Raw genomic sequence first — 13,639 nt, 5'->3', positions numbered from 1 at the left:
GTTTCTTCCTCTGTCTCTTACCGGCCGGCCCAAAAGGTTTCCACACGCTTGCGCAGATCGCTAAGGCGACCGTGCAGGAAATGCCCCGCGCCTTGCATGATCTGGACATCGACCGCCGGTTCGAGTCGCTTCACCGCCGCGATCGAGGCATCGACGTCGATCACGTCATCGGCGTCGCCGAACAGCGCCAGCCAATCGCAGTCGGGCCGCGGCAGCGCGCCGTCGAAATAAGCCGCCGGCAAACCGATGGTGAGCAGGCCCGGTGCGCCGTCGGCGGCCGCGACCCGCAGCGCCACCGCCGAGCCGAAAGAAAACCCCGCCAGCCCGCCGGCCGCGAGCCCGGAAGCCGCGGCCGCCCAGTCCTGCACCGCGCGCAGATCGTCCTGTTCGCCGCGGCCTTCGTCGTAGCTGCCTTCGCTGTTGCCGGTGGCCCGGAAATTGAAACGCAGCGTGGCGAACCCGGCTTCGCGGGCGCCGCGCGCGGTCATATAGACCACTTTGTTGTCCTTGGTGCCGCCCTGCTGCGGATGCGGATGCGCGACCACGACGAAACCACGCGGCGCGTCCTTCGGCAGCTCGATGTCCACTTCGAGCGCGCCGTCCGGCCCGTCGATGAAGCCACGTGCGCTGTTCTCGCTCGGCCATTCCAGATTGCTCATGACGACTCCTTATCCGGCTCGGACGCGCCCGCGCTCGCGGAGGCCGAACGCGTGCTGGCGGCCACGGCGCGCTCGGCACGCGCCCGGCGCCGATCCTCGTCGGTGCGCTTGGGCGCATAATAAATGATGGTATCGCCGATTTCCGGCCGCGCGCCGCCGGAAGCCGGCGACAGAAGCAGGGTCTTATCGTCGTGCAGCACGGCGATGGGAATGGCTTCTTCCGGGCGATCGCGTTTGAGATCGTCATAGCCGTAGTTTTCGGTGATCCGGGTTTTGTAGAACTGCCAGCTCTGGAAATGACGCCGCCAGAGCTCCTCGTACTGTGCCGATTCGTCGAACGCCGGCCGGCCGCGCAGCGGCCGGGCCACGACCCTGGCGTCGTTGTTCTCGTCGACGGCATACATCGGCAGTTGAAATACCCGATCATGCTCAAGGCTGTTGGAGAAATACGAACAAACCAGGGCGTTATAGGCGTCGTTACTAGTCGCGGCCAACATGCAGGCGACGCCGTTGAGCTCGAGCGATTGTTGAATCGTCTCCGACAGAACCTCGCCGTAGAGCACGCGCACGCCGGCCAGGCGCGCCGCGCGCAGCCGGTGCCAGGACGAATCGACCAGTAGCACCTGCACATGCAACTCGTTACTGAGCGCGCGCGCCAATTCGGTCGACCACGGCGAGGCCCCGACAATGAGCACGCCGTTGGGCTCGACCGAAAGCCGCAGCCAGCGCGCCAACCGGCCCAGTGAGAAACCGTGCAGCACCACCGAGGCGAAAACGACGGCGAAAATCAGCGGCAGGAGTTGCCGGGCACCTTCGTAGCCGGCATCGACCAGGGTCGCCGAGAATACACCGGCGACCGCGTAGGCCACGATACCTCGCGGCGCAATCCAGCCCACCAGGAGCCGGTCCCGCCAATCCATGCCGGCGCCCAGCGTGCACAGCCAGACCACCAACGGACGGACCACGAACAAAACGGCCGCCACCAGCGCCGCGGCATGCCAGTCCAGATGATGGAGCACTTCTGGACTGAGATCGGCGGTGAGCACGATAAACACCACCGACACCATCAGAATCGATACATACTCCTTGAAACGGCGCAATTCCGCCATGCCCGCGATGTTCATGTTGCCCATCGCCATGCCCATGACCACAACCGCCAGCAGGCCGGCTTCGGCAAAGATCAGGTTGGCGACGCCATACACCACGAGCACGAAAGCAACGGTCAGCGGTGCTTTCAGATATTCCGGCACCCAGACCCGATTGAACGCCCAGCCGAGCAGCCACGCCACTCCGCTGCCCATCACCAGCGCCACCAGAATCGCCAGGCCCAGATCGACGACCACCTTCCCGCCGGCGCTCGGATAAGTGCCCGACAGCACGAAATACTGCAGCACCAGCACGCCGAGCAGCGCGCCCACCGGATCGTTGATGATCGCTTCCCATTTCAGATAAGACGCCGTGCGCCGATTCAGGCCGGCCTGGCGCAGCATGGGAATAACCACGGTCGGCCCGGTGACCACCAGAATGGCGCCAAACAGCAGCGAGACGGGCACACCCAGCCCGCCGATCCAATACGCCGCCGCCGAATACAGCCCCCAGGACAGCATCGGGCCCAGCGTCACCAGGCGGCGCACGCCCGAGGCCGCTTCCTTGAATTCGTGCAGGCGCAACGACAAGCCGCCCTCGAACAGGATCACGGCCACCGCCAGGCCCACGAGCGGCGAGAGTACCGGCCCGATATCCTCCGACGGCTGCATCCACCCGAGCACCGGCCCGGCCAGCACGCCCGACACCAGAAACAACACGATCGCCGGCATGCGCAGCGACCAGGCGATCCACTGCACGAACACGCCCAGCGCGATGATGGAGATCAGCAGCAGCGAAAGGTTGTGTTCCATCGACTCGTCGTCAGGCCGTCGTCGGATAACAGGCGCTCCGCGCCCTGCAACCGGGCCGGATGTCGCCTAAAGCGAATCCCAGTTGCCCTTGCGGCGACGCCGGAACATCGGCAGCACGAGACCGAGCAGGATACCGCCGAACAGGATCAGCGCGCCGATCTTCATGCCGTCGCGGCGCGACTGCAATGCCCGATTCTCATGTTTCAGTCGGTCGACGTCCGAACGCAGGCTCATCAGTTGTTTGCGGTACTTCTCGTTTTCCTTGCCGATACGAATCGCGTCGGCCGAGGTGGCGCGGATATCCTGCAACTGCGCTTTGAGCTTTTTGTTCTCGGCGATCAGGTCCTTCTTGAGTTTGCCCAGCTTGTCGGAGCCGTGCAGGGCTTGGGCTAGTTCCTTCCTTAGATCCGCATTGTCCGACTTTAGCTCGGACACCTGCTGCTTCATGTCGGCCACCTGCTCGCGGGCGGCCGGCTGGTCCGAGAGAAAACGCGTCAGCACATAGCCGGTCTGGCCGGAAGACGTGCGCACATGCGTCCAGCCATCGGATGAACCCAGCGTCTCGAGTTGATCGCCGGCATCCACCAGTTGCTCGATCCGATACTTCGTGCCCGGGCCGCTGCGCATGTTGATCGACAGTTGATCGCTCACGTACTGCGTCGCCGCGTTCGCCGCGGCCGCGTACAGCAGGCCGATACCGATCAGACTCGCGCCGAGCGCGCGCGTCAGCGCCATACGATTGAGCATTGAATCCCTCGAACTGGTGTAAGCGGCCGCCCCCGTGCCGGCGATGCGAAAGTGTAGCAAAGCCCGGCCGGCAGCCCGACCGGAGATATTACCGGGCGCGCTACACTACGCGGCGCACTTCGGACACGCGACAACACTTTCATGGCCCTGATCGATATCGGCGCAAATCTCGCGCACGACAGTTTCGACGACGACCGCGACGCGGTACTCCGGCGCGCGCAACAAGCCGGGGTGGCGCAGCTCGTGATCACCGGCAGCGATCTGGCCAGCAGCCGGGCCGCCATCGATATCGCCGACGCGTATACCGGGCGCTGCTTCGCCACCGCCGGCCTGCACCCGCATCATGCCCGCGACTGGGGCGACGAACTCGCCGCAGTGATGGGTACCTCGGCCGCCGGCGGCGGGATCGTGGCGATCGGCGAAACCGGGCTCGATTATTTTCGCGACATCAGCCCGCGCGATGTCCAACGGCGCGTGTTCGCCGCGCAACTCGGGGTCGCGGCCGAACACGATATGCCGGTTTTTCTTCACCAGCGCGACGCGCACGCGGATTTCATCGCCATCCTGCGCGAACACCTGCCGCATTTGTCGCGCGCGGTTGTCCACTGCTTCACCGACGGCCGCGATCCGCTGGCCGACTATCTGGCCGAGGATCTATATATCGGCATAACCGGCTGGATCTGCGACGAGCGGCGCGGCGGCGCCCTCCGCGAAGCCGCCGCCGACATCCCGGACGACCGGCTCATGATCGAGACCGACTGCCCCTACCTGCTGCCGCGCACAATCCGGCCGAAACCGAAGAGCCGGCGCAACGAACCGGCCTATCTGCCCTGGGTCCGCGATCGTCTCGCTGCCGCCAGAGATACCGCGCCGGCGCACATCGAGGCCATCACCACCGCCAATGCGCGGCGGTTCTTCAATCTGTGACCCAAACCGCCGTCCGCGCGGCCGCGTGATTCAACCTATGGCGCGGCCCGCGCGAGCCCGTTATGCTCGGGGTTCGATATGGCTGCGACACAACAGGATTGGCCAATGAACGAAACCGATGCCCTTAAAAAGGATCTCGACGCCCTGCGCAAAGATCTACGCGAGCTGGCCGAGAGCGTTCGATCTTCCGGCGAACAGCGCTATCAGGACGGCCTCGATCAGGCGCGCCACACCTACGAAGATCTGCGCAGCCAGGCCAGCAAGCGCAGCCAGGAAGTCGGCGCCGAAATCGAAGCCCGGCCATTCACCAGCGTGTTTGCCGCCTTCGGCATCGGCCTGGTGCTCGGCAAGCTGCTGCGCTAGGCGTCGACGTTGACCGTGAAGAATAAAATCGCAGCGGCGGTGTCGCTGCACCTGATCGCTTGGCTGGCGATACTGGTCGTGCTGACCGGTATCGTGTTCCTGGCCCTCGGCGTGTTCTGGCTGATCGCCGCACCGCTCGGCGCCGGGTTCTCGGCGCTGATCGTCGGTGGCGGCCTGCTTGGTCTGACCCTGATATTAGGCCTGGTCGGGCTGATCATCGCCAAGGCGCGCAGCAAGGCGAAAAAAGGCGCATCGCACCGCAGCACGGATAATCAGATCGAGGAGCAACTGCGTCCGTTCATCGGCGATCGGGCCACCGAATGGGCCAAGGCGAATACCGGCATCGCCGTGGTCGGGGCCTTGTCCGCCGGGGTGCTGGTGGCCGCCAGCCCGAGTATGCGCCGGCTGATCTACGACGCCGCTCGGCCGTTGGTCGCCCGCAAGGCGCTGCAGGCGATGCAGGGTTTGGCCGAGCGCGATTGAGCTAGCGTGCTTCCCGGCTACAAAATATAGCCAAACGGTCCCGGGCGCGATAAGGCCCGGGCAGCCGGGCAGCATCGATTGTTGTGAGACGCGGATAGGTTCCGGCTCTTCGGGCGATCCTTTATCAACGATCGCGGCCCCGATCGCCTGCGCAACCGCTCGGCGACCAGGCGACGCCGGACGCCATGATCGGGAGAAGGATTGCGCGGTAGAAAGATGCGGGCACCGCATCGCATCAGAATCGGCATTTTGTAATACGAACGATTCTCGTTTATCTTCGTGAAACGGATCACCGATTCACGCCATCATGCGCGCATTGCCTCCCTTCCTGTTCGCCGGGTTTCTGTCACTGACGTTACTGGCCGCATCGGCGGCCGCGCAGGCCGCCAGCCCAAAGATCGTGATCAAAACCGACGCGTTTCAGCCGAAAGCGCTGACCGTTGCCGCCGGCACGCGCGTCAAGATCACCGTGGCCAACCAGAGCGGGCTGCCGGCGGAGTTCGAGGGCAAAGATTTTTCCGTCGAGAAGGTCATTCCCGCCGGCACCACGCTGCCGGTCTACATCGGGCCGCTCGAAGCCGGCACCTATCATTTCTTTAACGAATTCTCGCCGTCGGCCACCGGCACGCTGACCGCGAAATAGCATCCGGCTGGAGGGCATCCCATGCTAGCGACCGCCATCATTTTTTTTCGCGAAGTACTCGAGGCCGCGCTCGTGGTCTCGATCGTCATGGCCGCCGCCAAGGGCGTTCACGGGCGCGGACGTTACGTGTCCGCCGGCATTGCGCTGGGTGTGCTCGGCTCGATCGTCGTGGCCGCGTTCGCCGGCACGATCGCCTCCGCGATGGCAGGCCGCGGCCAGGAATTCTTCAATGCCGGAATTCTGCTGATCGCCGTCGCCATGCTGGCCTGGCATAACATCTGGATGAGCCAGCACGGCAAGGAGTTGGCAGCCCAAATGAAAGCGGCCGGCCACGATGTCGCCAGCGGCCGCAAACCGCTCTATATGCTGCTGGTCGTCGTGATGATGGCGGTCCTGCGCGAAGGCTCCGAGGTCGCGCTGTTCACCTACGGCATCTTTGCCAGCGGCGCGCAGGCCACGCCGATGGCGATCGGCGGTGTCGGCGGTCTCGCACTGGGTGTGCTGGTCGGCTGCTTGCTGTACTTCGGCCTGCTGCGCATTCCTCTTTCACAGTTGTTCCGTGTCACCGGCTGGATGATCATGCTGCTGGCCGCCGGTCTGTCGGCCCAAGCCGCCGGCCTGCTCAGCCAGGCCGGTGTACTGCCGAGCCTCGGCGGCACGCTCTGGGATACGGCCTGGCTGCTCGACCAGCGCTCGATTATCGGCCGGGTGCTGCACGTGCTGATCGGCTATACGCAGCGACCGTCCGGCATCCAATTGCTGTTCTACGCGCTGACGATCGTCGGTATCTACAGCGGCAGCCGTTGGGTCAATCGCGCGCGGCCGGTCGCGCGCGGTGGCGCCACGGCGTGACCGGGCGCTTGCAACCATGAACACAGCGCCCCGCAGTACCCGCGACCGATTGTCGGATATCCCGATTCGAATTGAGGAGTCCGGGGGCCGAAAGCGTGTGCAGAAACCGCGCAGCGGCTGGGCGTATCGGTTCGAGCTCTGGGTCACACCGCGCCGGCACTGGCTCGACCGGATTCACGTGATCATGTTCTTCGGTTTCGCGGTGCTGACGATCGTGCCGCTGTTTCTGCCGATTCCGATCAGCCGCAGCGAGCATTTCTGGAACAATTTCGCGTTGTTCGCGAACTTCGTGATCTGGGGCCTTTGGTTTCCGCTGGTGTTCGTATCGGTGATCTTCACCGGCCGCAGTTGGTGCGGTGTTCTGTGTCCGCTCGGGGCGGCATCCGAGTGGGCCAACCGAGTCGGCCTGAAACGGCCGGTGCCGCGCTGGGTGAGTTGGCGCGGAACGCCGATCGTCAGCTTTGTGGTGATCACGATTCTGGCGCAGACCGTCGGCGCCCGCGACTATGCCACCGGCATCGCCGAAGTCTTCGGCCTGACCTTCGCGGCGGCCGCGGTGTTGGGGTTTGTATACGGTCCGGGGCGCAGCGCGCGGGCGTGGTGCCGCCACATGTGTCCGATCGGCCTGATGCTCGGCGTTTTTTCCCGCATCGGCGCGGTGCAATTCCTGCCCAAAAGGCCGAAGCCCGGCGGCGATGCCTACACCGAGAAGGGCATCTGCCCGACCATGATCGACATCAATCGCAAGCACGAGTCGCGCCACTGCATCGAGTGTTTTCGCTGCGTGAACCCCGAGGCGCGCGGCGGGCTGCGGCTGGCCTTCCGCCGACCCGGCCGTGAGGTCGCACAAATACGCGATCACAATCCGAATGCCGCCGAGGTTTGGTTCTTGTTTCTGGCCACCGGCCTCGCGCTGGGCGGCTTTCTATGGCTGGTACTGCCGCAGTACGGCGTGCTACGGACCATGATCGGTACCTGGGCCATCGATCACGGTTGGTATTGGATCGGAACGTCCGGCCCGAGCTGGCTGATGGTGGTGCATCCCGCGGCGCGCGAAACATTCGTGTGGCTGGATTTCTTCATGATCTGCGGCTTCATGCTGGCCTGCGCGGCCGTGCTGACGCTACTGCTGTCGATCGCAACGGCGATCTCAAGCTGGCTGGCGGGCCGGCTCGGCGGCGACCTGGCGTGGCGCCAGCGGTTCGTTGAACTGGCCTACGCCTATATGCCGGTGGCGATGGTCTCGCTCGTCATCGGCTTGGGCGGTCGGCTGTTTTCAGCATTTGTCGAGGTCGGCGTCTCGGGCTGGATCATCGAATCGATCAAGATCGGCCTGTTTGGCCTTAGCGTTGCCTGGAGCCTAGCTCTTTCCCGCCGACTACTGGCCCGACAGGGACTCTCCGGCCGGCGCTGTTTCGCGGCGGCGCTGCCGACAGTGGCCGGTATCGGCCTGATCGGCCTGGCCTGGAGCCCGGCCCTGTTTGGGATCGCCCTCTGAGATGGGGAGCTTTTCAATCGGCCCACATTATCCATTCTCATTCTTACCAGAGAATACTCGATGAAACTGCGAAAATTTGCGGCCGCCGGCCTTATTTTTCTGCTCGCGCTGACTTGTGGCACCGCGCTCGCCGGCTCCGAGCATGCGCTGGGCAAGCCACTGGTGGCGCATGGCCTGATCATTCAACCCGTGTATCTTCAGTCGGTGGAAATGGCGCCGGCCATGCCCGGCGTCAATAAAAAAGCCGATATCCATCTGGAGCTGGATATTCATGCCGACAAGAGCAACAAACGCGGATTCCAGCCCGGTTCATGGATCCCGGCGCTGACGGTCAGCTATGAAATCCGGAAAAAAGGCTCGGACTGGTCGACATTCGGCACGCTGATGGCGATGGTCGCCAACGACGGCCCCCATTACGGGGCCAACGTCAACCTCGACGGCCCCGGCAAATACACCGCGAGTTTCAAGATCGCGCCTCCGCCATACACCGGTTTTCTTCGGCACACGACGAAAGACACCGGCGTAGCGCCTTGGTGGCCCCCGTTCAAACACGCCTGGACCTTCACCTATATAGGGGTTGGCAAGAAAGGCGGCTATTAGCCGGGCGCGAGTGTCATAGCGCGTCTCCGGATCCGGCTGAGCGCCTGAACCACAGTGGGCATTGTTTGCATATCTTTTATGTTATGTTATAACGTATATTAAATGGATACAATTTCCTTTCGCGCGCCGGTTCATTTCATGCAGAAAAATTTCCCTCTCCGTCGTTTGCCACAACGCGCCGGGCTGATGCTGTTGTTTGTCCTGGCCGTGACCTGCGCCCCGGCGGCGTTTGCGGCGAACGTGTCGGTAGTCGCCGCGGAAAACAGCTACGGCAGCATGGTCCGAACCATCGGCGGCGACCACGTGGACGTGACCTCGCTGTTGGACAGCCCCGCCGTCAACCCGCACGAGTTCAAGGCCAGCCCGCGCATCGGCCGGCTATTGGCGAGCGCTGATCTGGTGGTCATGAACGGCCTGGGATACGACGGCTGGATGTTGCCGCTGCTCAAAGGCACGCCCAGCGCGCATCGGCGCGTCATCAAGGCTAGCGCAGCGGGCAGCGCCATGGTGATGCCCGACGACAATCCGCATCTGTTCTACGACCCGCGCATCATGCTGGCGACCGCCAGTGCGGTCGCGCACGCCCTGGCGCAGATCGACCCGGCGCACAAGCATGACTATCAAGCCAATCTGCGAGAGTTTAAAAAACAGTTGCTGCCGATCTACGCCAAAGTACAAGCGCTGATCGCGGCCCATCCGAACCTGACGGTGACCGCGACCGAGCCGGTTTTCGGCTATATGATCCGCTTGCTGGGTTATCACGATCTCTATCACGACGCCCAGTTTGCGACGATGGAGGGCACCCAGCCCAGCGCGCAGCAGGTCAAGCGTTTTATGCAGGGCTTGCAGCAACACAAGGTGCAACTGCTTATTTATAACGCCGAAGTGCATAGCCGGCTGACCCAGAGCTATCGTAAAAAAGCCAAGGAAGCGGGCGTCCCGGTCGCGGCCGTCACCGAACTGCCGTTGCACGGCGAAAATTACGCGCAGTGGGTGATCGACACGCTCGAAGGCGTGGCAAAAGCGCTCGATCAATCCGAGCACAGCGGCGCGGGTACCTCGCCATGACCGAACCCGCGATTGCGGCGCACGATATCGCGGCCGGCAAAGGCCGCGACAACGTCTTCAGCGCGCTGTCGTTTTCCGTGCCGCCGGCGAGCTTTACCGCGCTGGTGGGGCCGAACGGCTCGGGCAAGACCACGCTGTTCGAAGTGATGCTCGGCCTGATCGCGCCGCGCGCGGGCGCGGTTGACGTGCTCGGCGGGCCGCCGGCCCGCGCGCGCAAGGCCGTTGCCTACGTGCCGCAGATGCATCGCCTGGCGCACGACGGCGGCTTCATCGGCCGCGATTTCGTCGCCGCCGCTTATCAGGGCCAGCGCTGGGGCATCACGTTGCGCCCGCGCGCGGCGGCCCGGGCGGTAGATCGAGCGCTCGCCCAGGTCGGCGCCGAAGACCTCGCGCGCTGCCGCTTGGCGGCGCTGTCCGGCGGCCAGCGCCAGCGCCTGTTGATCGCCCAGGCGCTGGTCAACGCGCCGCGGCTGATCTTCATGGACGAGCCGCTGGCCCAGCTCGATCCGGCCGCCCAGGACCGGATCGTGGCACTCGCCGCGCACCTGCGCGACGCGCACGGCATCAGCGTGCTGTTCAGCACCCACGACGTGAACCCGGTTGCCGAAATCGCCGACCGGGTGCTGTATCTGGCCGGCGGCGGCGGACGCATCGGCGGGGTGGAAACCATCCTCACCGACGATGTCTTGAGCGCGCTCTACGGCGTGCCCATGCACGTGGTGCGCACGCACGGCCAGATCGTGGTCATGCGTGACCGGGCGTCCGGCCGCGCCGGCGCGGCAGCGGCTGGCCTCGTGAGCTGGCCGGCGCCGCTGGACATGGCGTTCATGCGTCATGCGTTCGCCGCGGCCACCTGTATCGCGGTGGCCGGCTCGGCTGTGGGCTATTTCGTGGTGCTGCGGCGCCAGGCGTTTGCGTCCCACGCCTTGAGCAACCTGGGCTTTGCCGGCGCCGCCGGCGCCTCGCTGATCGGCGCGGACCCCATGCTCGGCCTGTTCGTATTCGTGCTCGCCGCGGCGCTCCTGATGGCCGCCTCCGGGGAGGACCTCGGCGAGCGCGATATCAGCGTCGACATGATCCTGATGTTCTCGCTGGGCCTCGGCATTCTGTTCGTCAATCGCTACAGCGCCAACGCCAACGCCGCCATCGGCATCCTGTTTGGCAGCGTGCTGGGCATCAGCGCCGGGCAGTTGCGCCTGACCGCAATCGTCTTGCTGGGGGTGGTGTTGTTATTGGCCGTGCTGTTCCGGCCGCTGCGCTTTGCCAGCCTCAACCCGCAGGCCGCGCGTGCCCGCGGACTGCCGATCGCCTTCATCAACATCCTGTTTCTGCTGGTTCTGGCCGGCACCGCCGCGGTAGCCGTGCCGGTGATCGGCGCGCTGTTGAGCTTCGCGATCTTCGTCGGGCCGGCGGCCGCGGCCCAGGCCTGGACCGGGCGCGTGGCCAGCGGGTTGGCGCTGACCGTGGCCCTGGCGCTGGCCCAGACTTGGGCCGGCTTGACGCTGTCGTACTACGTCAATGTGCCGGCTACCTCCTGCATCGCCGGCCTGAGCTTTTTCTGCTACGCACTCGCCGGGCTGACGGCGACCCATCGGGTCCGGCCCGGTTTCGAGGCGTTCACGGCACGCCTTGGCGGACGCGGGCCGCGGCGGTGTAGGCCGCCGCCGGATTGAGAATAATACTTATTTGATATTGATTCTCATTCGTTTTACAGTCCCTACGCCAATACCAAACAAGGGATCATGATGACGTTGCAAAAAACCGGGTACGGCTTGCTTTGCGTGCTCGCCGCGGGGCTGGGCGTGGCTTCGGTGGCCCAGGCCGCGCCGGCGGATTACAAGCCGATGGCCGAATACTGGGCCAGCCGCGCGGTGGCGGGTGCCGAGCAGCTCGAGCAGGCGCTGCAATCCGGGAACGGGGTCCGCGCGCAGCGGGCCTGGAACGCGATGCGGCCGGCCTACGAGCACTGCGAGACTTTTTCGGGGACGATGTTTCCCAAAGCGGACACGGCGATCGACCAGCATCCGGTAGGCGCGCCGGCCAAGGCCGGCGAGCACGCGATCGAGCGGCTCCTCTTTGCCGGCGGCGCAGCACAAAGTGCGGATTTCGAGCGAGCCGAGGCATTGGCCGCAGCGGTCACGAAGCAGGCTAAGCAGTTTCGTACCGCGATCGAACAGACCGACTTCAACGCCCACGCGCAAACCTTGATGAACGGGCTGACGGGCTTGGCCCACGAACTCGGCCACGCCAAGATGGCCTACCCCGAGTCGCCTTTTTCCAACACCTCACTGCGCGATTACCGCAATAACATCATCGCCATCCAGGAGACCTACGCGCTTGCGTTCCGGCCGCAGCTTCAACAAGAAAACGGCGCGCTGGATCAGGCGATTACCGCCGACATCATCCGCCTGGCCGGGGTCCTGAACGCGGCGAGCGGCTATGCGCGGCTGGACAAGGCCGCGGCGCGCCAGGCAAGCACCGCCCTGGTCGCCGACCTGCAAGAAGCGGCCGGGCAGCTCGGCCTGCAGCCGGCCGAGTTGGAAGAATAAGACAAAAACCAAGCAGTGCCGACGCTCGCCGGGCTGACCGGGCGCGGCTTGATTGCCTAAACCGCGGTCGTCTCCGGGCGAGCGACCGCCGTCAGCCGAAAACCCAAGAAAGACTCAGGGAGATTCAATCATGCGAACGAAGACTTGCGGCGGCTTGGCCGGCGCCGCGCTGCTTGCGGCCGGTATCGCCGGCCCGGCCGCGGCCGCTGATGCCGACGACAACGCCTATCTGGAAGGCATCGTCATCGGCACCTACCAGGCGACCGGCGAATCGCACATCGACGGTCAAAAAATCGACGACGAGGCCAACGGCGAGCTGTATCTTTTTGGCGCGCTGGACATGGGGCCGGGCGCCTGGAATCTGGAAGTGCGCGCCGCCACCACGCCGGCCGACCACGGCGTTTCCAGTTTCTACGGCTCGAACGCCAGCGTGGGCGAAACCACCGACGGCGACGGCGACGGCCGCATCGCGGTAACGCAGTTGTTCTACGAATTACCGATGGGGCTGGGCGATTTGCGCGCCGGCCTGCTGGACCCCACCGCGGTTCTGGACGGCAACGACGTGGCCAATACCGAATACACGCAATTCTTGGCCGGCGCGTTCGTGAACAACCCGACCATCGGTTTTCCGAGTTTTGTTCTTGGCGGCGCCTATCAAGGCAACACTCCCGGACATCTGGGCTACAAACTGTTTGTCGGCAGTGATAGCGGCTTACAGGCCGAGGACGATCCGACCTACCACAATGTGTTCGCGGTTGGCGGGCATCGGGGCGGCTATCGCAAGGGCGTGTTCACCGGGGCCGAACTGGATTGGCACGCCGATGGATACACGGCCCAGGCCGGCGTGTGGTACGACACCGGAGAGGTCGCGCCTCTGGGCCGCACCGACGGCGGTGAAAACGGTTACGGCCTCTATGCACTGGCGGGAACGCCACTTGCAGCGGGCCGCTTGGAGGGCCGCGCCGGCATCGCCAACGAGGACGCTCAGGCGGCCGCGAACTTTCTGTCGCTGGCGTATGAGCTACCGCTTCGATTCGCGAATCGCGATACGACGCTCGGCGTAGCCGTGGCCCGGACCGGCGATTCCGGCCGGTTGGCATTCGATTCCGACCCGATTTATCGGGCCGAAGCCTACTGGCGTATCAACGTTGCCGGTTCCTTTTATGTATCCCCGGACCTCCAGTACATCAATAATGCCGGATTCGAGGCCGGCCGGGACGACGTTCTGATCGGCGGTACGCGTGTCGGCTACGAGTTTTATTAATGTGGCAACAAAACAGCCGAAAGATCGGCTGTTTTCAACGCCTCGCCAAATCAAGGCCGGCGCATGTCCGGCCTGGATTTGACAAGGC

At 64.6% G+C, this 13,639-nt stretch carries 14 protein-coding genes; 11 read left to right on the top strand and 3 right to left on the bottom strand.

The window, feature by feature from the left end; genetic code table 11:
* Positions 1-17 precede the first annotated feature (17 nt).
* The 3 genes from VFJ08_RS12150 to VFJ08_RS12140 form a co-directional block, all read right to left on the bottom strand.
* Positions 18-659: an alpha/beta hydrolase gene (locus VFJ08_RS12150; protein ID WP_324997482.1), complete on the bottom strand. Its 642-nt coding sequence runs from the start codon at positions 657-659 to the stop codon at positions 18-20.
* On the bottom strand, positions 656-2,557 hold the full coding sequence (locus VFJ08_RS12145; protein WP_324997481.1) for a sodium:proton antiporter: 1,902 nt from the start codon (positions 2,555-2,557) through the stop codon (positions 656-658). Before VFJ08_RS12145 ends, VFJ08_RS12150 begins: the two co-directional genes overlap by 4 nt.
* A 66-nt stretch (positions 2,558-2,623) precedes the next feature.
* On the bottom strand, positions 2,624-3,304 hold the full coding sequence (locus tag VFJ08_RS12140; RefSeq protein ID WP_324997480.1) for a TIGR04211 family SH3 domain-containing protein: 681 nt from the start codon (positions 3,302-3,304) through the stop codon (positions 2,624-2,626).
* A gap of 141 nt (positions 3,305-3,445) precedes the next feature.
* Here VFJ08_RS12140 and VFJ08_RS12135 point away from each other — a divergent pair, with 141 nt between their 5' ends.
* From VFJ08_RS12135 to VFJ08_RS12085, 11 genes are all read left to right on the top strand, one after another.
* Positions 3,446-4,231 carry a TatD family hydrolase gene (locus tag VFJ08_RS12135; protein WP_324997479.1) on the top strand — a complete coding sequence of 262 codons (786 nt, stop codon included), beginning with the start codon at positions 3,446-3,448 and terminating at the stop codon, positions 4,229-4,231.
* A gap of 105 nt (positions 4,232-4,336) precedes the next feature.
* Positions 4,337-4,594 carry a hypothetical protein gene (locus VFJ08_RS12130; RefSeq protein WP_324997478.1) on the top strand — a complete coding sequence of 86 codons (258 nt, stop codon included), beginning with the start codon at positions 4,337-4,339 and terminating at the stop codon, positions 4,592-4,594.
* 15 nt (positions 4,595-4,609) lie between these two features.
* Positions 4,610-5,077: a hypothetical protein gene (locus VFJ08_RS12125; RefSeq protein ID WP_324997477.1), complete on the top strand. Its 468-nt coding sequence runs from the start codon at positions 4,610-4,612 to the stop codon at positions 5,075-5,077.
* A gap of 307 nt (positions 5,078-5,384) precedes the next feature.
* Positions 5,385-5,720, top strand: a complete 336-nt coding sequence (locus VFJ08_RS12120; protein ID WP_324997476.1) for a cupredoxin domain-containing protein — start codon at positions 5,385-5,387, stop codon at positions 5,718-5,720.
* Positions 5,721-5,741: 21 nt separating this feature from the next.
* Positions 5,742-6,572, top strand: coding sequence for an FTR1 family iron permease (locus tag VFJ08_RS12115; RefSeq protein ID WP_324997475.1), 831 nt, complete (start codon positions 5,742-5,744; stop codon positions 6,570-6,572).
* A 97-nt stretch (positions 6,573-6,669) separates the two neighbouring features.
* On the top strand, positions 6,670-8,070 hold the full coding sequence (locus VFJ08_RS12110) for a 4Fe-4S binding protein (protein ID WP_324997474.1): 1,401 nt from the start codon (positions 6,670-6,672) through the stop codon (positions 8,068-8,070).
* A gap of 60 nt (positions 8,071-8,130) precedes the next feature.
* Positions 8,131-8,670 (top strand): iron transporter, encoded by a 540-nt coding sequence (locus VFJ08_RS12105; protein ID WP_324997473.1) that lies wholly within the window; start codon positions 8,131-8,133, stop codon positions 8,668-8,670.
* 186 nt (positions 8,671-8,856) lie between these two features.
* Positions 8,857-9,738, top strand: a complete 882-nt coding sequence (locus tag VFJ08_RS12100; protein ID WP_324997472.1) for a metal ABC transporter solute-binding protein, Zn/Mn family — start codon at positions 8,857-8,859, stop codon at positions 9,736-9,738.
* Complete coding sequence (locus VFJ08_RS12095; RefSeq protein WP_324997471.1) at positions 9,735-11,411, top strand: metal ABC transporter permease; 1,677 nt, start codon at positions 9,735-9,737, stop codon at positions 11,409-11,411. The genes VFJ08_RS12100 and VFJ08_RS12095 overlap by 4 nt, the downstream gene beginning before the upstream one ends.
* Before the next feature lie 138 nt (positions 11,412-11,549).
* On the top strand, positions 11,550-12,287 hold the full coding sequence (locus VFJ08_RS12090) for an imelysin family protein (protein ID WP_324997470.1): 738 nt from the start codon (positions 11,550-11,552) through the stop codon (positions 12,285-12,287).
* Between the two features lie 130 nt (positions 12,288-12,417).
* Positions 12,418-13,551 (top strand): carbohydrate porin, encoded by a 1,134-nt coding sequence (locus VFJ08_RS12085; RefSeq protein WP_324997469.1) that lies wholly within the window; start codon positions 12,418-12,420, stop codon positions 13,549-13,551.
* Positions 13,552-13,639 lie beyond the last annotated feature (88 nt).

The sequence above is a fragment of the Salinisphaera sp. genome (assembly GCF_035690525.1).
Classification (GTDB): domain Bacteria; phylum Pseudomonadota; class Gammaproteobacteria; order Nevskiales; family Salinisphaeraceae; genus Salinisphaera.
The sequence above is the reverse complement of the archived record's forward strand: the minus strand, read 5'-3'. Positions and strand labels throughout refer to the sequence as shown.

Excerpts from the sequence above, each read along its gene's own strand:
- VFJ08_RS12100 (WP_324997472.1), top strand. The coding sequence starts at position 8,857 with ATGCTGTTGTTTGTCCTGGCCGTGACCTGCGCCCCGGCGGCGTTTGCG.
- VFJ08_RS12105 (WP_324997473.1), top strand. The coding sequence starts at position 8,131 with ATGAAACTGCGAAAATTTGCGGCCGCCGGCCTTATTTTTCTGCTCGCG.
- VFJ08_RS12130 (WP_324997478.1), top strand. The coding sequence starts at position 4,337 with ATGAACGAAACCGATGCCCTTAAAAAGGATCTCGACGCCCTGCGCAAA.
- VFJ08_RS12145 (WP_324997481.1), bottom strand. The coding sequence starts at position 2,557 with ATGGAACACAACCTTTCGCTGCTGCTGATCTCCATCATCGCGCTGGGC.
- VFJ08_RS12135 (WP_324997479.1), top strand. The coding sequence starts at position 3,446 with ATGGCCCTGATCGATATCGGCGCAAATCTCGCGCACGACAGTTTCGAC.
- VFJ08_RS12115 (WP_324997475.1), top strand. The coding sequence starts at position 5,742 with ATGCTAGCGACCGCCATCATTTTTTTTCGCGAAGTACTCGAGGCCGCG.
- VFJ08_RS12150 (WP_324997482.1), bottom strand. The coding sequence starts at position 659 with ATGAGCAATCTGGAATGGCCGAGCGAGAACAGCGCACGTGGCTTCATC.
- VFJ08_RS12140 (WP_324997480.1), bottom strand. The coding sequence starts at position 3,304 with ATGCTCAATCGTATGGCGCTGACGCGCGCGCTCGGCGCGAGTCTGATC.
- VFJ08_RS12095 (WP_324997471.1), top strand. The coding sequence starts at position 9,735 with ATGACCGAACCCGCGATTGCGGCGCACGATATCGCGGCCGGCAAAGGC.
- VFJ08_RS12085 (WP_324997469.1), top strand. The coding sequence starts at position 12,418 with ATGCGAACGAAGACTTGCGGCGGCTTGGCCGGCGCCGCGCTGCTTGCG.
- VFJ08_RS12120 (WP_324997476.1), top strand. The coding sequence starts at position 5,385 with ATGCGCGCATTGCCTCCCTTCCTGTTCGCCGGGTTTCTGTCACTGACG.